Source organism: Synechococcus sp. PCC 7336, from assembly GCF_000332275.1.
Taxonomy (GTDB): domain Bacteria; phylum Cyanobacteriota; class Cyanobacteriia; order Thermostichales; family PCC-7336; genus PCC-7336.
The window spans coordinates 1,891,817-1,913,231 of record NZ_CM001776.1 but is presented as its reverse complement, the minus strand read 5'-3'; the positions used below and the strand labels follow the sequence as shown (position 1 = coordinate 1,913,231).

Annotated in this window: 14 protein-coding genes, 2 tRNA genes and 3 rRNA genes; 12 read left to right on the top strand and 7 right to left on the bottom strand. The window is 54.3% G+C overall.

All coding sequences use genetic code 11. The annotated features are described in order from the left end of the window. Nucleotides 1-393: 393 nt before the first annotated feature. The 8 genes from SYN7336_RS09235 (at nt 394) to aroH (ending at nt 8,256) form a co-directional block, all read left to right on the top strand. Complete coding sequence (locus tag SYN7336_RS09235) at nt 394-1,710, top strand: TAXI family TRAP transporter solute-binding subunit (protein ID WP_017325652.1); 1,317 nt, start codon at nt 394-396, stop codon at nt 1,708-1,710. A 102-nt stretch (nt 1,711-1,812) separates the two neighbouring features. Then, the gene (locus SYN7336_RS09230; protein ID WP_156820093.1) at nt 1,813-2,217 is read left to right on the top strand and encodes a hypothetical protein; all 405 of its coding nucleotides are present in this window, start codon (nt 1,813-1,815) and stop codon (nt 2,215-2,217) included. A 354-nt stretch (nt 2,218-2,571) separates the two neighbouring features. Beyond that, nucleotides 2,572-4,056 (top strand): 16S ribosomal RNA (locus SYN7336_RS09225). A 162-nt stretch (nt 4,057-4,218) separates the two neighbouring features. Beyond that, nucleotides 4,219-4,295, top strand: a tRNA-Ile gene (locus tag SYN7336_RS09220). A gap of 37 nt (nt 4,296-4,332) precedes the next feature. Continuing rightward, nucleotides 4,333-4,408: transfer RNA gene (locus SYN7336_RS09215), tRNA-Ala, on the top strand. 214 nt (nt 4,409-4,622) lie between these two features. Next, nucleotides 4,623-7,524: ribosomal RNA gene (locus SYN7336_RS09210) — 23S ribosomal RNA — on the top strand. 81 nt (nt 7,525-7,605) lie between these two features. After that, a 5S ribosomal RNA gene (gene rrf / locus SYN7336_RS09205) occupies nt 7,606-7,722 on the top strand. The 16S, 23S and 5S rRNA genes sit together here with 2 tRNA genes alongside, the layout of an rRNA operon. A gap of 138 nt (nt 7,723-7,860) precedes the next feature. Then, on the top strand, nt 7,861-8,256 hold the full coding sequence (aroH, locus tag SYN7336_RS09200) for a chorismate mutase (protein ID WP_026100849.1): 396 nt from the start codon (nt 7,861-7,863) through the stop codon (nt 8,254-8,256). Nucleotides 8,257-8,268: 12 nt separating this feature from the next. Here the strand turns inward: aroH and SYN7336_RS09195 are convergent, their stop codons facing one another. Beyond that, entirely contained in the window at nt 8,269-9,363 is a 1,095-nt protein-coding gene (locus tag SYN7336_RS09195) for a folate-binding protein YgfZ (RefSeq protein ID WP_017325649.1), read from the bottom strand. A gap of 250 nt (nt 9,364-9,613) precedes the next feature. Between SYN7336_RS09195 and SYN7336_RS25160 the strand changes: the two genes are divergently transcribed. Next, nucleotides 9,614-12,217, top strand: a complete 2,604-nt coding sequence (locus SYN7336_RS25160) for a glycoside hydrolase family 10 protein (protein ID WP_162139099.1) — start codon at nt 9,614-9,616, stop codon at nt 12,215-12,217. Nucleotides 12,218-12,275: 58 nt separating this feature from the next. Here the strand turns inward: SYN7336_RS25160 and SYN7336_RS09185 are convergent, their stop codons facing one another. Further along, a complete protein-coding gene (locus tag SYN7336_RS09185; RefSeq protein WP_156820092.1) occupies nt 12,276-13,046 on the bottom strand; it encodes a DUF6585 family protein in 771 nt (256 codons plus the stop codon). Between the two features lie 178 nt (nt 13,047-13,224). On the opposite strand from SYN7336_RS09185, the gene SYN7336_RS09175 reads away from it, so the two are divergent. Then, nucleotides 13,225-14,109, top strand: coding sequence for a hypothetical protein (locus SYN7336_RS09175; protein WP_017325645.1), 885 nt, complete (start codon nt 13,225-13,227; stop codon nt 14,107-14,109). Nucleotides 14,110-14,192: 83 nt separating this feature from the next. On the opposite strand, the gene SYN7336_RS09170 is transcribed toward SYN7336_RS09175, so the two are convergent. The 5 genes from SYN7336_RS09170 to thrB all read right to left on the bottom strand — a co-directional run bounded on the left by SYN7336_RS09170 (nt 14,193) and on the right by thrB (nt 20,175). After that, nucleotides 14,193-15,683, bottom strand: coding sequence for an AAA family ATPase (locus tag SYN7336_RS09170; RefSeq protein WP_017325644.1), 1,491 nt, complete (start codon nt 15,681-15,683; stop codon nt 14,193-14,195). Between the two features lie 150 nt (nt 15,684-15,833). Next, nucleotides 15,834-16,061, bottom strand: a complete 228-nt coding sequence (locus SYN7336_RS09165) for a hypothetical protein (protein WP_017325643.1) — start codon at nt 16,059-16,061, stop codon at nt 15,834-15,836. Nucleotides 16,062-16,847: 786 nt separating this feature from the next. Beyond that, nucleotides 16,848-18,251, bottom strand: coding sequence for a thioredoxin-disulfide reductase (gene trxB, locus SYN7336_RS09160; RefSeq protein WP_202951153.1), 1,404 nt, complete (start codon nt 18,249-18,251; stop codon nt 16,848-16,850). A 172-nt stretch (nt 18,252-18,423) separates the two neighbouring features. Beyond that, the gene (gene bchM / locus SYN7336_RS09155; protein ID WP_017325641.1) at nt 18,424-19,095 is read right to left on the bottom strand and encodes a magnesium protoporphyrin IX methyltransferase; all 672 of its coding nucleotides are present in this window, start codon (nt 19,093-19,095) and stop codon (nt 18,424-18,426) included. 147 nt (nt 19,096-19,242) lie between these two features. After that, nucleotides 19,243-20,175 (bottom strand): homoserine kinase, encoded by a 933-nt coding sequence (thrB, locus tag SYN7336_RS25155; RefSeq protein ID WP_017325640.1) that lies wholly within the window; start codon nt 20,173-20,175, stop codon nt 19,243-19,245. A gap of 321 nt (nt 20,176-20,496) precedes the next feature. On the opposite strand from thrB, the gene SYN7336_RS09145 reads away from it, so the two are divergent. Both SYN7336_RS09145 and rplU read left to right on the top strand, forming a co-directional pair. Continuing rightward, nucleotides 20,497-20,850, top strand: a complete 354-nt coding sequence (locus SYN7336_RS09145; protein WP_156820091.1) for a hypothetical protein — start codon at nt 20,497-20,499, stop codon at nt 20,848-20,850. 100 nt (nt 20,851-20,950) lie between these two features. Further along, entirely contained in the window at nt 20,951-21,379 is a 429-nt protein-coding gene (rplU, locus tag SYN7336_RS09140) for a 50S ribosomal protein L21 (RefSeq protein WP_017325638.1), read from the top strand. Nucleotides 21,380-21,415 lie beyond the last annotated feature (36 nt).

Here is a 21,415-nt window from a genome sequence, read left to right as displayed (position 1 = left end):
TACCGATGTCGGTATCCCGTCTCGCATCTGCTTCGCTCGAACCATTGCACGAAGGCAAGCTTTTCTCCAGAAGCACTCGATTTCGAGTCTAGCCAAGCCCGAGTCAGTCTGCAGCCCTCTTGCTGCATATCCCCTACAGAAGGCCGAGCTATACATCGACAAGCGATACCCTCGCTGATGCGATCGCAACTCCATCTGGATCTGGCGCGAGTTCTGCTTCAACTGTGTCCCGATATTGCCAATGCATCCATAGCAGTTGCATCCATACATCAGGCTGCACGAGGAATTCACTCGACTTGACGAAGCCCATCGACCTGCCTAGAGTCGAGGTAAATTTTTGCCAGAATGTTTGCATTTCTTGACACTTACCACCGCTATTTCTGAAGTTCGCCCATGACTTTGCAGAGCCGTATCGTTTTGCCGATTGCTGTCGCCAGTTTGGCGATGGGGATTGCCTTTGGCGTGCTGGCAGTTTTGGAGCGCAGCCAGGTCTATCGGTTAAAAATTGCGACAGGAAGCACCCAGGGTCAGTATTACGCCTTTAGCCGAGCCCTGGCTGAAGTGGTGGCCCAGCACGAGCCCAATATTCAGATTGAAGTCATTGCGACCCAAGGCTCCGTGCAAAACATGCAGATGCTGGAGTCGCGGGCAGTGCAGTTGGCCCTCGTGCAAAGCGACACCGCCGCTGTCCCATCTGCCCGCGCTGTGGCGACGCTCTTTCCAGAAATGCTGCATATCGTCGCGGCCAACAATAGCGGTATTGAAACTCTGGCCGACCTGCGAGGCAAGCGCATTGCCCTCATGCCAGTCGGCAGCGGGTCTTACGATCTGTTCTGGCTTGTCGCTCGCCATTACGGGTTCGCCCCAGAGACCCTCGATCATGTGGCTTTATCTTCGGCAGACGCCCGTGCTGCCTTCCTGAATGGCGAGGTAGACGCTCTGTCGCAAACGATTGCCCTCGGCAATCCAACAACATCGGCATTTCTGCAAGCGAGTGCAGCCACGCTCGTGCCCATCCGACAGGTGGAGGCATTGCAGATCTCCCAACCCTTCTTAAGCGAGCAGATCTTTCCCCGAGGCACCTACGGAGGCGATCCGGCTATACCGAACCTCGATACCCCTGCGGTAGCCGTACAGGCGATCGTGATGGCCCGAGCAGATGTCGATCCGCAGCCGATTCGAGAAATTGTGCGGGTGTTGAACGAGCACCGCAGCGAACTGATTGCCCTCCATGCAGGGTCGGCGGCAATCCCAGCTCAAACTGCCGACGCTAGCTTTGGCGTTCCCCTCCACCCCGGAGCAGAAGGGTACTACACTCAAGATGAACCAAATTTTCTAGTGACCTATGCTGAAACCATCGGCTTGATAGTTTCATTAGGGGTATTGACCGTCTCCGGTCTCTGGCAGTTTCACCAACGCTGGCTGCAGCGGCAGAAAAATCGGGCCGATCGGTACAATATGGAGATTATCGCTCTGCTCGATCGCATTTATGCCGCCAGAGATTTAGAGCAACTGGAAGAACTCCGCATGCAGCTCTTCGAGATTCTGCAGAATGTGGTTGAAGATTTCGACTTCGATCGGATTAACTCAGAGTCGTTCGAGGCTTTCACATTCCCGTGGGGAGTGGCTATTACTTCGATTCGGCATCGCGAATTGATGATTCGAGAGGCCGGCGCCCAAGCAGCAGTGTCCCCCAATCTCCTCAATTAAAGGGTTGGGCGGTTAACAGGTTGGCTATGACAGAAGTAGGAGGGGAGCATGAACTGCTATCAATGGCGATCCAAAGTTGTTCTCGCTGCATTGCCGCTCGCGATGCTCGCGACACCTGCGATCGTCCCTATGCCCGCCAACGCTCAAGCAAATCGGGGTGAAGAACCGACTCCCCTCATCCTGCGTATCTCTGCACCTCGTAACTTCCTCTTGCGTCAAACTCAATCCCCCAGTCCTCAGAATCAGAACATCGGTCCGCGATCGGTCAATCCGCCACCAGCAGATACCTCCGACGCTATCAATCCTGCACCTCCAACCCCCAGCCTTCTACGACTCGCTACCGAGCCGCCAGCCAACACTCGTTCCACAACGTCAGTTCAGCCAAGTCCGAGCCCCCCGAACTCCGAGCCCAGCCAACAACTCCAGCAACTGTTGCAGTCCCTCGACTCGGACACCTTCGAAATCCCCACGACATCCAGTTTTTCCCGAGGCGCGATCGAGCCCTGAGCGAGTTTAGTCGCTAGCGTCTAAAGCATCGCCTCTCCTTACTCATGCAACTTCAGCCAACAAAAAAATTCTCCAAGGGGTTGACAGTGAGTTTAGGGTGTAGCTATGTTAGTAAAGCGCTCGAAGGAAGCGAGCGACTGCGAGGTCTGTAAAAGCCAAGCACAGCAAGGCTTCCGAGCGTTCCGAACCATGACAGAGAAATAACTTCAAAAGACGAAAGTACAACCTCGTCAAACAAATGAGTAGAGGTTATTGACTCTTAACTTTGTTGAGAAGAGAGCCAATAACTGGTTTATGAAGAGAACGAGCCCAAACTGAGAAGTTGAAAGTTCGAGGACTAAAGTTCGAGTAACTCAAACGGAGAGTTTGATCCTGGCTCAGGATGAACGCTGGCGGTATGCCTAACACATGCAAGTCGAACGAGCTTTTCGGAGCGAGTGGCGGACGGGTGAGTAACGCGTAAGGACCTGCCCTTAAGCGGGGGACAACAGTTGGAAACGACTGCTAATACCCCATAAGCCGAGAGGTAAAAGATTTATCACTTAGGGATGGACTTGCGTCAGATTAGGTAGTTGGTGGGGTAAGAGCCTACCAAGCCGACGATCTGTAGCTGTTCTGAGAGGGAGAGCAGCCACACTGGGACTGAGACACGGCCCAGACTCCTACGGGAGGCAGCAGTGGGGAATTTTCCGCAATGGGCGAAAGCCTGACGGAGCAATACCGCGTGAATGAAGAAGGCTTTCGGGTCGTAAAGTTCTTTTATCAGGGAAGAAGATTGACGGTACCTGATGAATCAGCATCGGCTAACTCCGTGCCAGCAGCCGCGGTAAGACGGAGGATGCAAGCGTTATCCGGAATTATTGGGCGTAAAGCGTACGTAGGCGGCTGAGCAAGTCTGGTGTTAAAGGCCACGGCCTAACCGTGGAAGGGCACTGGAAACTGCGCAGCTCGAGTGCGGTAGGGGTAGAGGGAATTCCCGGTGTAGCGGTGAAATGCGTAGATATCGGGAAGAACACCAGTGGCGAAAGCGCTCTACTGGGCCGCAACTGACGCTGAGGTACGAAAGCTAGGGTAGCGAAAGGGATTAGATACCCCTGTAGTCCTAGCCGTAAACGATGGACACTAGGTGTTGGACGTATCGACCCGTTCAGTACCGTAGCTAACGCGTTAAGTGTCCCGCCTGGGGAGTACGCACGCAAGTGTGAAACTCAAAGGAATTGACGGGGGCCCGCACAAGCGGTGGAGCATGTGGTTTAATTCGATGCAACGCGAAGAACCTTACCAGGGTTTGACATCCCGCGAACACCTTGGAAACAGGGTGGTGCCTTCGGGAACGCGGAGACAGGTGGTGCATGGCTGTCGTCAGCTCGTGTCGTGAGATGTTGGGTTAAGTCCCGCAACGAGCGCAACCCTCGTGGTTAGTTGCCAGCATTAAGTTGGGCACTCTAGCCAGACTGCCGGTGACAAACCGGAGGAAGGTGGGGATGACGTCAAGTCAGCATGCCCCTTACATCCTGGGCTACACACGTGCTACAATGCCACGGACAAAGAGCAGCCAACTAGCAATAGCGAGCAAATCTCATAAACCGTGGCTCAGTTCAGATTGCAGGCTGCAACTCGCCTGCATGAAGGAGGAATCGCTAGTAATCGCAGGTCAGCATACTGCGGTGAATACGTTCCCGGGCCTTGTACACACCGCCCGTCACACCATGGAAGTCGGCCACGCCCGAAGTCGTTATTCTAACCGTAAGGAGGGAGGCGCCGAAGGCAGGGCTGGTAACTGGGGTGAAGTCGTAACAAGGTAGCCGTACCGGAAGGTGCGGCTGGATCACCTCCTTTCTAGGGAGACCTACCCATCTACGAACTCGAGAGCGAGCTGTTTGCGTTAAGCGAAAAGTGAGCGAATCCAAAATGAGAGTTGTAGAGGGTCATCCTAGGTCGGTCGGGGAAGAACCGGAGTCTTTTGAAGTTATCTGTCGTGATTACGGCAGGCAAGGGAACGGGCTATTAGCTCAGGTGGTTAGAGCGCACCCCTGATAAGGGTGAGGTCCCTGGTTCGAGTCCAGGATGGCCCACCATTTATCAAAGACACTCGCTCTCGAAAGAGAGTGGCTCGGGGGTATAGCTCAGCTGGTAGAGCACCTGCTTTGCACGCAGGGGGTCAGCGGTTCGAGTCCGCTTACCTCCACCAACAAGCCCTAAACTATCAAATGATTGGAAGAGCATGTAGCACTGATGAGATTGAGGATTCAATCAATCAATCATCTGCTGGATGTTAATCCAGCCAGGACCTTGAAAACTGCATAGTCATCATCAGCAAACTCTAGTGAGCGATTGCGAGAGGAGAAATCCAAACGTAGTTGCGAACGAAAGTGAGCAGGTAAGAATCACCAATGAGAGCAAGTGGTCAAGCGACCAAGGGCGCGTGGTGGATACCTAGGCACACAGAGGCGAAGAAGGGCGCGTAAACCGGCGAAACGCTTCGGGGAGCTGGAAATAGCATCGATCCGAAGGTACCCGAATGGGGCAACCCGGCAGACTTGATCGTCTGTCACTCCCACCTGAATGTATAGGGTGGGTAGAGCAAACGGAGCGAACTGAAACATCTTAGTAGCTCTAGGAAGAGAAAGAAACATCGATTCCCTCAGTAGCGGCGAGCGAAGCGGGAAGAGCCTAAACCAATCTGTTACGACGGATTGGGGTAGTGGGACAGCAAGATGGAATCTGAAAACTAGACGAACTGGCTGGAATGCCAAACCAAAGAGGGTGAAAGTCCCGTAGTCGAAAGTGGAAGGATACTAGCTGAATCCCGAGTAGCGTGGGGCACGTGAAATCCCGCGTGAATCCGCGAGGACCACCTCGTAAGGCTAAATACTCCTGTGTGACCGATAGTGAACGAGTACCGCGAGGGAAAGGTGAAAAGAACCCCGGGAGGGGAGTGAAAAGACCATGAAACCGCGTGCCTACAAGCAGTGGGAGCTCGATTGAACGAGTGACCGCGTGCCTGTTGAAGAATGAGCCAGCGAGTTACAGGATGTGGCCGGTTAAGGCGAAACTGCCGGAGCCAAAGCGAAAGCGAGTCTGATAAGGGCGTCAGTCATATGTTGTAGACCCGAACCCGGGCGATCTAACCATGTCCAGGTTGAAGCTTAGGTAACACTAAGTGGAGGACCGAACCGACTTCTGTTGAAAAAGGAGCGGATGAGGTGTGGTTAGGGGTGAAATGCCAATCGAGCCCGGAGCTAGCTGGTTCTCCCCGAAATGCGTTTAGGCGCAGCGTCTGTGGGTAGCCACGGGGGTAGAGCACTGAATCGGTGCGGGCTGCGAGAGCGGTACCAAATCGAATCAAACTCCGAATACCGTGGTGTTAGCAGGCAGTGAGACGGTGGGGGATAAGCTTCATCGTCGAGAGGGAAACAGCCCAGACCACCAGCTAAGGTCCCCAAGATTCGCTCAGTGATTAAGGAGGTGAGAGTGCCCAGACAACCAGGAGGTTGGCTTAGAAGCAGCCACCCTTTAAAAAGTGCGTAATAGCTTACTGGTCAAGCGCTCTTGCGCCGAAAATGAACGGGGCTAAGCGAGTCACCGAAGCTGTGGATTTATGGTAGGGGAGCGTTCTACGTTAGGTTGAAGCGTCAGCGCGAGCAGGCGTGGACGAAGTAGAAGTGAGAATGTTGGCTTGAGTAGCGAAAACATTGGTGAGAATCCAATGCCCCGAAACCCTAAGGGTTCCTCCGGAAGGCTCGTCCGCGGAGGGTTAGTCGGGACCTAAGGCGAGGCCGAAAGGCGTAGTCGATGGAGAACGGGTCGATATTCCCGTACTGCTGATTGTTTGCCAAGAGGGACGCAGGAAGCTAAGCCAGCCGGAAGTTGGTTACCGGTTTAAGTGTTCGAGGCGATGAGGTCTGGCGAAAACAGACTGAGCTGAGGCACGAATACGAGACGCTACGGCGTCGAAGTGGCTGAGGTTATGCTGCCGAGAAAAGCTCTGACGGCGTTAGGCAATCAGTACCCGTACCCGAAACCGACACAGGTGGGGAGGTAGAGAATACCGAGGGGCGCGAGATAACTCTCTCTAAGGAACTCGGCAAAATGACCCCGTAACTTCGGGAGAAGGGGTGCCCTTGTTTGGATATTTATATCTGAGGGAGGGTCGCAGAGAATTGGCCCAAGCGACTGTTTACCAAAAACACAGGTCTCCGCTAACTCGCAAGAGGACGTATGGGGGCTGACGCCTGCCCAGTGCCGGAAGGTTAAGGAAGCCGGTCAGTCTTTTTGATGAAGCTGGCGACTGAAGCCCCGGTGAACGGCGGCCGTAACTATAACGGTCCTAAGGTAGCGAAATTCCTTGTCGGGTAAGTTCCGACCCGCACGAAAGGCGTAACGATTTGGGCACTGTCTCGGAGAGAGACTCGGCGAAATAGGATTGTCTGTGAAGATACGGACTACCTGCACCCGGACAGAAAGACCCTATGAAGCTTTACTGTAGCTTGGAATTGGGTTCGGGCTTTGCTTGCGCAGCATAGGTGGGAGACGTTGAAGCATCTCTTGTGGGGGATGTGGAGTCATCGGTGAGATACCACTCTGGCGAGGCTAGAATTCTAACCTGTATCCGTCAACCGGAACGGGGACAGTTTCAGGTGGGCAGTTTGACTGGGGCGGTCGCCTCCTAAATGGTAACGGAGGCGCGCAAAGGTTCCCTCAGGCTGGTTGGAAATCAGTCAAAGAGTGTAAAGGCATAAGGGAGCTTGACTGCGAGAGTGACCCCTCGAGCAGGGACGAAAGTCGGCCTTAGTGATCCGACGGCACTGTGTGGAAGGGCCGTCGCTCAACGGATAAAAGTTACTCTAGGGATAACAGGCTGATCTCCCCCAAGAGTTCACATCGACGGGGAGGTTTGGCACCTCGATGTCGGCTCATCGCAACCTGGGGCGGTAGTACGTCCCAAGGGTTGGGCTGTTCGCCCATTAAAGCGGTACGTGAGCTGGGTTCAGAACGTCGTGAGACAGTTCGGTCCATATCCGGTGCGGGCGTTAGAGTATTGAGAGGAGCTCTCCCTAGTACGAGAGGACCGGGAGGGACACACCGCTGGTGTACCTGTTATCGTGCCAACGGTAAACGCAGGGTAGCCAAGTGTGGAGTGGATAACCGCTGAAAGCATCTAAGTGGGAAGCCCACCTCGAGATGAGTACTCTCACTTCTAAAAGAAGGTAAGGTCTCGGAAAGATTATCCGGTAGATAGGCGTTAGGTGGAAGTGTGGTAACACATGCAGCCCAGACGTACTAATTGACCGAGGGCTTGACCTCAACCTTTCATTTGATTCTTGGCTTGATGACTGTGCAGCTTTGAGGGTCTTGTCGTTCAAATGAGCAGACCTCGATGGTTTGTCTGGTGCCTATGGCACGGTGGAACCACTCCGACCCATCCCGAACTCGGTTGTGAAACGCTGTCGCGGCGACAATACTTTGGGGGTAGCCCCATGGGAACATAGCTCGGTGCCAGACTCTTCTTTCCCCCCTCCTCAGCACGAGGAGGGGCTTTTTCCTGACTTCATTCTTGATGCTGCTTGCTGGACATTTAGCTGAGGCAGATTATCAATCGCCAGATCTGTATAATTAGTACGAGTCAATGAGGAACAGCGCTTGGGGTGGCGAGTCAGAGCAATTCGAGGGGCAACAACCGCTGATTCCAATACGGAATCAGCGATCCGACAGGTTGTGACTGAATTGCTAGACGAACTATCTACTGCAAACGAGCTCGATCCAACTGAGATTGTTTACGTTGTATTTACGGCAACGCCCGATATTGATGCCATCTTTCCGGCTGCGATCGCCCGCCAACGTTTGGGTTGGGATTTAGTCCCCCTTTTGGACGTTCAGCAAATGGTGGTGCCGGGAAGCCTAAACCACTGTATTCGCGTACTGATCCAGTTCAACACACCGCTAACCCAAGCTGAAATTCAGCACATTTATTTGCGGGGAGCACGTTTTTTGCGTCCGGAGTGGAGTTTGAGCACTGTTGGGACACGACCCCAGTAAAGGGGCTTGCCGCTATTGCGTGGCCGTTTGACGGTTCCGGGTAGGGTAGGGAATTGCGATTGTTTTTGCTTTGACGATGTCCAGATTGACCTCGAGGTCGACACCGCCAACTTTAGTGCGAAGGTAAGCTAAGCCGCGATATCCAGTGTCTGTGGGGGTAATGCTGGTTAGTTTTCCAGCTCTATCCCCCCTATAAGTAATTGTGGTTCCAGGCTCGACGCGATCGCCCAATTCAATTCCCCACAGTTGTTGTTTGACGCCATTGTAGGTATCTAGCCGAGCAATGGTTTCTTGACCGATGTAGCAGCCTTTATCGAAGCTGACAGCATGCCACAGACCTGCTTCTAGGGGGTTGTAATCTTCTGTGAGTTCGCGGTCGGGCAGGGGGCGTCCTTGCTCGATGCGCAACCGTTCCCAGGTGTGGCTTCCCATGGGGATCGCTCCAGCTTGGGCTAGGGATTGCCAGAGCTCGGGGGCGGAATGCGTGGGGACTAAAAGAGTATGGCCGGGGAGAGCTAGACCGCATCCCACTGCGATACGGATGTCTGTCTCGCCGAACGGGATGAGATGGTGGCTATGTTGAGAGGTATCGGTTGGAGGCGCGAGCCCGAGGGATTCGAGAACGGTTGAACTGTGGGGACCGATGAGAACCAGAGGGGTGTAGCGATCGCCCACATCTACCAATCGAGCATTGCTGAAAGGAAGGAGTCGATTCAGGCAGTTGAAGACTGCGGGATCTTGACGGGGGGAAGCGCATAGCAGTACTGACTCGGGGGTTATGTAAGCTGTGACGAGATCGATGAGGCGAGCTGTGGGAGTGACAATGCAGGTTTCGCAGCCGCTACCCGGTTGCAGGGCTTTGATGTTGTAGGTGGTTTGGTTGTGGAGATAGTCGAGGCGATCGGGGCCGGTCATCTCTAGCAGAGTCCAGTGGGAGTAGTCGAGTAGAGCAGTTCCCTCTCGCGCGGCTTGGAGTGCTGCTAGATCGTTCCCGAAACCGATCGCCACCTGTTGGCCGGCAACTTCGCCGACGATCGCCCCAGCCGCTGCTTGGACTTCAGCCAGAACTGGAGGGTGGGGTGGATTGAGGGACTGCAGATTGGACATTGATTGAGAGACCTCCACAACAAAAGATGCTACGAATTAGCAGACTTGCTTGAGTTTGGGGAACAATAGATTTATATGGGTGGCCGCAATTGAATCGAATAGAGTTCGTTCTGGGTTTAAGCGGCATGTTGGCGATTGGATTGGGGGGGAGCCCAACATTGGGGCACAATCATAATTCTGCTACTACTTTCCACTAAGCCAAGTTCGTTTGGCAGGTGATATGCGATCGCAATTTCAAACTGGTTTTTCGATGTCCTCACTAATTGAATCTCGTGCGCGTTCCTTCTTAAAGGGGATATTGGGAGCAGCCTGCTTGCTGTCCGTGGCAGCAACATCGGCGTTTGCCCGACCGATCGTCACTGTAGTGCATGAAATCAATGACGAGCGAGACTGGAGTTCGATTGAGAACCTGCTAGAGCAATCGAGCATAGAGTACCGCATTTTAGCAGAGGAGCAACTCACACTCGAAGTCCTACGGCAAGTAGACGTGCTGTTTCTGCCTAACTTGTCAGACTTGAGTGATGCACAGTTACAGGCATTGGAAACCTGGATGCGAGCCGATGGCGGGCGGGCGATCGCGAGCGGTCCGATGGCAGGCTTGTCGCCAGAGAATCGCCGTCGCTTGCAGCAACTTTTGGGGGGATATTGGGCGGACGATCGCGCAGTTTCTGCTCCCGTAGTTGCCACCAGCTATCCCGGCAACGATTGGACGGATAGCATTCGAGATCGCACGCCCCTCCAAGGGGGGAGTTTAATTCCCAGCGGTATCTTCAGTCGTTTGACGGCCACTTGGACAGGAGACGTGGGGAGCCCAGTCGCTGTGCTCTCGACATTGCAGAGTGTGTATCTCGGATGGGAGTGGGGCTCGCAAGCCGATGCTGCCGAGACAGATCTTCAATGGTTGATTGCCGCGCTAGATCGGTTCGATCCCAGCTCGAATTTGACAGCTCTGCGCAACAATTCCACCCCACCGGCAACACCGAGCTCTGGGCCCAATCGGGCTGCAACCGTTCTGGTTGCCCCCCCCGCCAGCCCTTCTAGACTCAACCTTTTACCCGAACCTATTCCACCGAGCACTTCTGCTCCAGATCCCGCTGCCCTAGCTGAACCGGAGTCTTATGTCTCTCCTCTACCCATCAATACTTTAGAAATGCTGTCGATGCGGCAGGAACTGGGCAGTCTGCTGGGACGGGTAGAAAGTGCCATTTTGACGACGGATGCCAATAGTCTCGATGGGAATGGATTGCCCCCTCAATACCAAGCAGTCATCGGACAAGCCCGACAGGTGTATGAGGAATTGCCCGATTGGGTCAGTAGCGGTCAGCATCAACGAGCGCGGCGAGAATTTCGACAGGCAATAGATACTCTGTGGACCAACTATCCGCGCGATCGCCTGACGGCTCTGCCGGAAGTGCGGGCCATTTGGCTCGATCGCGGCACCATCGTCAAAGCTGCTTCGCCTGAGGGATTGGCGCAAGTTTTCAACCGATTGGCAGACGCTGGCATCAACACTGTCTTTTTCGAAACCATTAACGCTGGATTTACTGTCTATCCCAGCCGGATTGCCCCCGCTCAAAATCCACTAACGCGCCATTGGGATCCTCTCGCGGCAGCAGTGCAGTTGGCTCGCGACCGAGATATCGAACTGCACGCTTGGATGTGGACGTTTGCGGTAGGGAATACCCGCCACAACGATTTGCCCCGCATTAACTTGCCCCACAATTATGTGGGACCGGTGCTGTCCGCCCACCCAGACTGGTCGAATTTCGACTGGCGCGGTCGTCAGTTCCCTTCAGGGCAGCCAGAAACCTGGCTCGATCCTGCCAACCCACAGGTGCGCAACTATCTAATCTCCTTAATGCGGGAGATGGTGACGGATTATGGAGTGGATGGCATTCACCTCGATTACATTCGCTATCCCTTCCAAAATCCCGGCAGTAGAGCGACGTTTGGGTATGGGCGAGCGGCCCGCCAGCAATTTCAGCAGTTAACCGGCGTGGACCCAATGGGGCTCGATCCCAATCGCGATCGCTCTTTGTGGACATTGTGGACGGATTTTCGGGCCGAGCAGGTGAGCAACTTTGTGGCGGAAGCTGCTGCTAGCGTTCGTGCCCTCGATTCGCAGGTGGTGATGTCGGCGGCTGTTTATGCGTTTCCCCCTAACGAGCGCAGACAGCGACTGCAACAGGAGTGGGAGACCTGGATTGGGCGGGGGGATATCGATTTACTGGTGCCGCTCACCTATGTGGATAACACCCGCAGTTTGGAGCAGTTAGTGCGTCCGACACTAGCTTTGACCAATGAGTCGCCAGTGTTGTTATTGCCCAGCTTAAATTTGATTGGCCTGCCGGAGGTGGAGTTTTTGGACAAGATGCAAGCAGTGCGAGATTTACCGACAGGGGGATATTCGCTGTTTGCCGCCGAGCATTTGAACGACACGTTCCAGGACATTCTCCATCAGTCTCGGATTCCGTCATCGCAAATTCCCTATCGTGCCCCGTTTAGCGCGTCGGCATTTCGGTTTGCAGCACTGAGGCAGGAGTGGGAGACGCTGTTGGCCAACGAGCAAATGTGGATTCCCGAGCGCTTTTTGGGAGATTGGCAGGCACAGGTGGAGCAGGCGGCAGCGGCATTGCAGGCGTTGGAACAGTCGCCGAGTGAAACCACCTTGCTGCAAGCACGTGCGGAGATTGCGACGCTGCGGGAAGGATTGGAGGACTGGTTCCGGTTTGAGGCGCTGGAGCGTCCCTATCGGGTGGAGACCTGGGAAAATCGCATTATTGCACTGGACACACTGCTGCGGTACGGAGAGCGGCGATTGCCAAGTTTGCAATCGGTGTCGTCGAGTCGCTAGCTGGGCCGATCGACTCCTCAGCTTTTCAAGCATCCTCCAAACTGAACGATCGTCAGCCTTACCTGCTGGCAAGGATATGTTCGACAAGCGAGAGAAAAACAAATAGGTTCGGGACCGATTGCGGGTTTGCATCCCGCCAACGGCGATCGCGGCCCGCTTGTCGCACGGCGATCGCGCCCTCCTGCAGACTAACCCGCTGGATTTTGGACCAGGGGACGAGCTCTTGACGGTGGCTGATGCCGATAGGACTGACGGCGACGGGACCGAAGCTGATGGTTTCGCCGTCTCGGTAGCGTTCTAGGGTGGCGGGGAGCTGGCGGCTGACGAGCTCGACTTGAATGCGATCGCACAATTCGGCGAGGCCGGGGAGATCGCGGCTGGTGTGGGTGAAGGCGAGTTGGGTGCCATTTTGGCACAGCATGCGGCAGGTGTAGGCAGTATAGCTGTTGTTGCGGGAGGGTGTGGCAATGGTGTGGAGGGTGACGAGGTCGCTCCAGACGATCAGGACGAAGGTTTTGGCACGATCGTAGACGAGGCCGTGTTCGTAGAGGCTGATGCGGAGATGGCGATCGCGGCGGACCTTCAAGAAGGTAGTGAGGCCGAGGCAAAGGGCGATCGCTCCGGCGATCGAGATACAGGCGAACATCAGAGTTAGAGCGGGGGAGGGGCTCCTAAATTGGAAGGCGAGGGACGCGGCGACGAGGAAGATGCCGATGAGAATAAGACGGAGCGCTCGGGTATGGCGCAGTTGGAGACGCTCGGGGTGAGGGGAATATGCGGCGATGACGTGGCCCAGTTGGTGGATGAGTTGGGTTCGGGGCTGGGTCATATCGGTGTTGTTGGAAGCCGCTATTTCTGAGTGTAGTGGTTGAATGGGGGGACGATCGCCGCTTGAAAGCGATTGTCTCACTGCCGTTATACCCACTGCTGTCCCTCGAGTGTCGACAGATTCAGCAGAATAGGGAACAGTGAGACATAGAATGGGGCCCGAGCCACTAGGAGGATCGATGTCAGCAAAAGTTTTTGGGGGCGTAGCGGTGGCGGTCGGAGCGATCGCTGTCGGCGGATACGTTGGCGTGACATCGGTTGCGAATAACAAGATCGATCGAGAGGTGCAAGACTTCCTAGAGGAAGAGGAACTGCAGGATGTGGTGACCTACGGTTCTGTGAAATCGAATTTGATTCAGCAGTCGGTAGAGTTTCGCGATCTAGAAATTGTGGGGGATGCAGGAGAAGTTGTTTCGGTCGATCTCTTGCAGATGCGGGACTTCGATCGCCAAAACGATCCGCCGCAGTTTGCGACTGTTGAGGCTCGAGGCATGCGGATGGAACTGGAGGAGACCCCCAATCCCATCGTGACTCAGACCTTACAGCAATTAGGATATGACGATTTGGCGGCCGATGTGACGCTCTCTTACGAGGCCGATCCAGAGCAGAAAACGTTTAATGTTTCGATCGACCACAGAATTCCGAAAATGGGCAGTTTTTCGGGACGCCTTCAACTGAGTAATGTTGTGTTGCCAGAGGCAGGGGAAGTTGATGGGACGGTGTGGCTGGCGGAGAATACTGGAGCTGAGTTGGTCGAGGCCAGCCTGACCTATGACGATGATTCTCTGCTGCCCCGCCTGGTTGATTATTTTGCCGAGCAGCAGGGAATGAGCGCAGATGCGTTCAAGCAGCAGTTGACTGCAGGGATTCCATTGGCGACGCAATTCTTGCCCGACAGTCCGATCGCGAGGCAGGTGTCTGCCGAGTTGCAGGAGTTTATCCAAACCCCCGATCGCCTCAGTATTTTTGTCTCTCCCGATCGCCCTGTGGGTCTGATGCGGTTATCGACGGTGCCGCCCGCAACCTTACCTGAATTATTGGGGGTAGCGGTTTCGGCCAATTAACCTCGGCTAAAGCATCTTCGTGCCTTTCCCCTGCCTGCAGAGGTTAGTGAATTTAGCGTATCTGATGGTCGAGATCGAGCCAATTACCTCACACTGACAAATCGCCCTCGGGCCGTGCGCTGTAATTGCTCCACATCTTCTTTACGCGAGATCGAGAGAGGAACCGTTTGCCAAATCTCGCGTAGCAGGAGGTCGGTGGTGAAGGGTTTGCTAACGTACAGTGACTCATACAGGCCAGACACGATCGCCTGTTCGATTTCGGCACCGCTAAACCCGGCGGTTGCCTCCACCAGTTGGGGCAAGTCAAACTCTGCCACGGATTGCTTGCGCAGCGTTAGGTGAATGCGAAGAATCTCAGCTCTTTCTTCCTCTGTGGGGAGATCCACAAAGAAAATTTCATCGAAGCGACCTTTACGCAACAGTTCGGGGGGCAATACCGATAGATTATTGGCAGTAGCCACCACAAATACCGCTTCTTTTTTCTCCTGCAGCCAAGTTAAAAAGTTGCCGAGCAAGCGCTTGCTCAAGCCCGACTCTTCCCCACCACCTCCACCAGTACTGATGGCCTTTTCGATTTCGTCAATCCACAATACTGCCGGAGACATGCTTTCTGCCATTGCGATCGCCTTGCGGAAATTCTTTTCCGATTCGCCAATGTATTTGTCGTAGATCCGTCCGGCGTCGAGTTTGAGTAAGGGCAATTGCCACTCGCGGGCGATCGCCTTGACTGCCAGCGACTTACCGCAACCCTGCACCCCCACGATACAAATGCCTCGTGGCGGACTTAAATTCAGTGCTTTTGCCGTTTTGGTAAACCCCACCCTGGCGCGACTCAGCCACTGTTTGAGGTTACTAAATCCCCCCAGTTGCGAGGAATTATGCTCGTGGGGCAGATATTCCAACAGTCCGCCCCGCCGTACCAGCTCCACCTTGTGCTGCTGAATCGATTGAATGTCATGGTTAGATAGCTTGCCATCCGCCAAGATGGCATAGGTGACAGCCCGACGGGCACAATCGAGGGTCATACCGTTCAGGGCGCGAACCAGTTCTTCAATTTGTCGGGGAGTTAACTCCACTTCAATGCGATCGCTGGTTTTGAGAGCACCCACCACCGATCGCAGCACTCCCCGCAGCTCGTGATAGTCGGGCAATGGCAATTCCCAATGCATCGCCAAGCTCTCCAGAGCGCAGGGCAAATTGAGCTCGTTAGCAGTGAGCACTAACGTGGAGCGATTGTGGGAAAACTGCTGGGCGATCTCCCGGAATAGACGCACAATGACGGGGTCGGTCAGAGACTGGGCAAAGTCCTTGAGGAGATAGACCCCTTCGTGCGGCAGAGTTTCGAGGTGAGCCAGCAACTTCAAGGGTTCTTCGGTGCCGTTGACCCCCACTTCGCGGGGGGGACGGGTTAATCCCCGCGTGACCGACCACTCAAACATCTGGATGTGCAGATCGGAAGCCACCGAGCTCAGCAGCGATCGCACTCGCTCTTCTTCTGAAGTGGCGATCGTTACAATGGGATGAAATGAGCGGACGAGGGTTTTGAGATCGTGAATGCTGTTGGTTAGACTCATGAACTGGGCCGCAGGACGAACCTCAGACAGCTTGCCAAAGCACTACTGTCTGAATGACCTAAGCTTGCCCATACCTGCAGCTCGGCTTGCTCGATCGATGCTGCCAGAGGGGCGCACCTCAAGCAACAACAGCACTCCTCGCAGCGTAGATTAACAAGTTGGCCTGCCGTCAACAACGCTGAGTTTACCGTCCTGATGACTCGTCTTAGGGGTGATGAGAAATTCGTGACGATCGGGAGATTTACCTGCATCTGGCAAGCTGAATGCTTTAGTGCGATCGCGCATGTCAATTGAAGCTTTAGTAGACGCAGATGCTAAAACAGCTGCAACCCCCACAATCAGGGCAACCGTCGCAAGAAAATTGTTGCTCAGAGTCATAATTGTCTCCCCCCGAAGGAATGAGAACCATCTGCATACCGCCTCAGTAAATGATGTGTAGATGAGAGCAGTCTAGATCGAGAGGGGCGTTTGAATGAGTCTTAATGGAGAGATAATTCAGATGGCGTTTAGACAATTCTCATCAAGAAAGTGCATTGCAACAAGAGTCAAACTTGATTCTCAATCTCGCTCAGTGTTGTAACAGCAGTCGGTTCGAACAATACGCCAGCCAGTTTCGATCGCGAGGTCGAGCTCTGGCCAAATTGCGGGCAAAAAAAATCCCCAGCTATCACCCTGGAGATTTATCTGATTTGGAGTCAAATGTTGGGACGTTCTTTGCGGCTTATCGTCAGAAAAGTGCTAGGACCATCCCTACCTAAATATACTAAATCTCTTCGAGCTGAACCTGCAATGGTTCTCATCCGATGGCAGCATAAACCTCGCCAAAGAAAGACTTAATTCAAGTCTCAGGAATTGCTCATCGGGCGCGACGGGTACTCGCAGGAAAATCTCTAGTGCTAGCCCCTGGAGATAGCTTAATTTGTATTAAACTGTCGACCTCGCTCGCTCTACCCGAAAAAAAGGTGAGAACGACCAAAAACACCGTAATATTTATCACTTTAAACTCTTTTGTCGGCCAACTGAATTTTTCCCAAGTTAAGTTTGAGAAACTGCTCAATCTATTCTCATCAATGATTCATTTCTCTGAAAAATGTATCTCCAGTAGCAAATCTGGAGATACATGATGTTTGCCTCAATTTCTTGCAGGAGAGGAGTTTGAGCGATTTAGGCGGCAGTGGCCAACCCGAGATGCTCTTCAATCGATTCCTGTAGAGCCTTTTTCAGTTTCACCCCTCGAAACTCGTATACCTTGGCTTTATCTTTGAAGAATTGCACGGTTGGAGTTCCCGTTACTCCTGCTGCCTCGGCGATCGCCGGGTGAGCCTCAATATCGATTTCGACGTAATGGACCTTCCCTGAAAATTCGTCCACTACTTTGTCTAAAACGGGCTTGAGGGTGTGACAGGGGCCGCAGTGGGGGGAAGCGTATTTAACAATTAAGAGGCGATCGCTCTCGTGATAGAGGCGGCGCAGAGCAAATTCTCCGCGATGGCAGGTTGCCGCCAGATCGAAATCGTCCGCTGTTTCATCTCCAGGTTCGGATGCGGGCTCGTCATATTTTTCAGCTCCAGCCTCCTGATGAAACTCTTGAATTAAACCGTGCTCCGACAGGTAACGCTCGGCCAGCAGTGCCGCTTGACAGCCAGTTCCTGCTGCGGTGACCGCCTGACGGTATTCGCGATCCTGTACGTCTCCAGCCGCAAAGACCCCCTCCACATTAGTGGCCACAGAGTAGGGCTTGACCGAGACATAACCAACCTCATCGAGATCGATTTGGCCTTCAAATAGCTGAGTATTGGGCTTGTGACCGATGGCGTAAAATAAACCCGCCACAGCCAGATCCCTCTCTTCGCCCGTCTGGCGATCGCTTACCCGCACCCCCTGCATGGCTTCGCCGTTACCGAACGCATCTACAGCTTCAGTGTTCCAATGCACCGTCACTTTGGGGTGTGACAGCACTCGATCTTGCATCGCTTTGCTGGCTCGCATCTTGTCGCCACGCACCAATAGGTGGACGTGGGAGCCGTATTTCGCCAGGAAGACTGCTTCTTCTGCCGCACTGTCGCCGCCGCCGATCGCGGCCAGTTCGGCGTCTCGGAAAATGGGGGTGGCGCCATCGCAGATGGCGCAGGCCGAGATGCCGCGATTCCAGTAGGTTTTTTCGCTAGGCAACCCCAACCGCTTGGCTGTGGCTCCAGTAGCAATGATGACACTGTGGGCTTTGACTTCGCGCTCGTCGGATCGGATCGTAAACGGACGCTGACTGAAATCCACCTCGGTGACATCTTCAGTATAAATCTCAGCTCCCCAGCGTTCTGCTTGAGCTTGCATCATCTCCATCAGCTGGGGACCTTGGATGCCGCCGGGAAAGCCGGGAAAGTTTTCCACATCTGTGGTGGTCATGAGTTGACCGCCGGGTAAGCCGCCTACCTGAAATCCGGCGAAGACAAAAGGTTTGAGGTTGGCCCGAGCGGCGTAGATCGCAGCCGTGTAGCCTGCAGGACCCGAACCGATAACGACGACGTTTTCCACCATAGCAATCCGATCGAACTCATAACGACTACACATTAGTATAGGAGAACTTTGGCGAAATGTGAAGTCATTCCGTGTTTGAGAATATCTACCTAGAGGCGATCGCGAGGCCGTCTGAGTGCGAGTCGGAGGTCTGTACGAAATAGCCCTTACTCTGCTGCAGTTGAATTCGCGGGCCCCTGAAAAACGTTTTGCCTGACAGATGCAGCTATCTGGCTGGCTGGACTTCTAAAATCCAAGCGAAATAGAACTGAGACTTAATCGTTTCGCGACGTTTAACAGTCCATCCCAGTTGTTGTAAGCGCTCTACGATCGCTGTTTCCCGATGCTGGTAAGCGCGCGTGGCTTTGCTCGGACCGGGGAAAAACTCGCCGATTTTTTTCAGGATAGTCAGCAGAGGGGTTTTGGGGGCAAAGCTGAAGATGACGCGGTCGGTGCTGAGGGTGGTGAGGTGCTCGATCATCTCGAGCGCATCGGCTTCGGGATAGTGAATCATCACATCCAAGCAAACCACCGTGTCGTAGGAACCCTGAATTGCTTCTAAATCGGAGGTGCTAAATTGCGGATTTTCCGTTTGGCCTAGCTCTGCTTGCTGGCGATCGCGGGCCTCTTGCACCATCTTCTCGGAAAGATCGCTGCCAAACACCTGTGCCCCCCGCTGCGCCAGTGGAATACTGAGGCTGCCGACACCGCAACCAGCATCGCATACCGTCTGGTCTTTGACATCTTCTAACCAGTCCAGCACCGTCTCGATGGTGCGGGCGTGCCCCTTGCGAATGTCCTGTTGTACGCGATTGACCTCGCCATCGCCATAAATCCGACGCCAGCGATCGAAGCCGAGCGTGTTGAAATAGTCGCGAACAATTGCTTTTTCAGTCATTAGTGCATGGGATCCAACGATTGCCGATGGGGTTTAAAACAGCAAGGAGATCGTCAGGAGTCTCGTCGCGAGCGGGGAGTTAGGCAGCTCGACCCAAGAGCTGCAGCCATCCTAGCAGGGAATGGAGAGCCTTACGGAACGGAAGGTTTAGCTGTTTTGAGATCGAGGTTGACCGTTTTCTAACACGTGCCCCCCTCGGCGATCGAGGCTGAGATAGAGCGCTTTTGCCTTCACATCCAACTGCTCCCAAGCATCGATCGCCGCTTCCCCTACGGTCTCGCGCAGATCGCCCCGGCACAGTGCTAATAGCGTCGGCCCCGCTCCACTAATGACCACCCCGCAAGCACCTGCAGCGGTAGCGGCTGTCTGAACGGTTTTAAATCCTGCAATCAGTTCGGCTCGATAGGGCTGATGCAGGCGATCGTCGAGGGCTGTTTTCAGCCAATCCCCATTCCCGGTTTCTAGCGCCCGCAGCAGTAATCCCAAGTGGGCCTGGGTGAACACCGCATCCTTCAAGCTGACGGACTCAGGCAAAATGTCCCGCGCCCTTTCGGTGGAGAGCTTAAAGTTCGGGACGATCGCCACCACTTGAATCTCCTCGTGCCACTCTACAGGACAGAACGTCCAGCGACCTTGGCCTCCTACCACCGACAATTGACAGCCCCCTTTCAGAGCAGGTACGACATTATCGGGATGTCCCTCGACGGCGATCGCCAGCGGCAGGAGGGTTTCGGGGGCTAAATTCAACTGGCCGAGGGCATTGGCCCCTAACAGTCCGCCCACAATGGCGGTGGCCGAACTGCCCAATCCGCGAGACATGGGCACGTTGAGCTCGATCTCGATATTGACTCCCGGTACCTTGCGATTGACCAACTCGAACGCTCGAGCAAAGGCGCGGTAGGCCAAATTGTCTTTGCCAAACGAGACATCTTCTTTGCCCCGCACGGCAATGTTTACCTCGTCAGAGTCGTTGAGGCTAAACCAAAAGTGGTTGTATAGAGCCAGTGCTGCTCCCAGACAGTCAAACCCCGGCCCAATATTGGCTGTGGTGGCAGGGACGACAACTTCGATTTGAGTCATACGGGCAGAGTCCTCGTTGGGAGCCGTTTTTGCTTACGGGTATTATCGGTCAGACATCTGACTCGGTGTCGACTGCGATCGCCCTTTGACGCAGCTATGTGCGGAATGCAGCCGGTTAAGCCTGCGCTGAGGTCAGTTAGGGCTGAGGCTGCAGTCAATGTTAAGGAATTTTACAGACACTCTGCAATGGCAAATTCTTTGCAATTTTCCAGCTTTTCTCGCCATCTTTCTTTTCTCGCCATCTTGCATAGATTGTGTGGATCGCGCACTGGCCAATATTAGAGTCTAATGGAGCGAGAGTTACGTTGTCTGCTGCTCGCCATGGCACTCATTTCCACCCGACAATACGATCGCGCTATTCGCTTCTTCACCGAAGCGGCCCGCAAAATTCGCACCTGTCCGCCAGTTCGCATTCTACGCTGCATCCACGCCCAGTCGTTTGCAGAGACTCAACGGGCTCAGGCTGGAGTGGAATGCCAGGACTCACTCCAGCAACGCAGTCGTGTCGGGGCCAATTCCCCGAAGCGGACATTCCCTGCAGGCGATCGCCTGCTACAACTGGGGGCTTGGCGCGATCGCAACGCCTCCCAACCCCCCTCCAAAGCTCCCAACCCTATGTGGCAACGTCCTCAGCCCAATGCGGTGGATGACAGCGATCGCCCCGGTCGCCTATGATGGTGAACTGTGACCAATAAATCGTGACCAATAATCTGTTCGGACCGGGTTAAAGACATCCGCCCTGCGGCTCTGGCACCTGTACGGCGGAGGAGAATTAATGACTTACGCAATTGTAGAGACTGGCGGCAAGCAACTGTGGGCTGAACCCGGTCGCTTTTACGATGTCGAGCTGCTGCAGGACGAACCTGACGCTCTAGTAGAGCTCACCAACGTTCTGTTAGTAAACGATCGAGGGGATGTGACTGTCGGTCAACCCTATATCGAGCAGGCTGTGGTGAAAGCGCGCGTGTTAAACCACCGTCGCGGTCCCAAGGTCATCGTCTACAAGATGAAACCGAAAAAGAAAACTCGCAAAAAGAACGGTCACCGCCAGAGCTTAACTCGCCTGCTGATTGAGTCGATTGAGGTGGGCGGTCGGGCACTCGGCGCGGCAGAGAGTGAGGGTGTCGCTGCGGCCACTGCTGCTGAGATAGTGGTAGAAGAGAATGATGCTCCTGCAGCCACTGTTGCCGAGATAGACGAATAAAACACTTTCCTATTTTTTCCAACCCTGTAGTTGAGG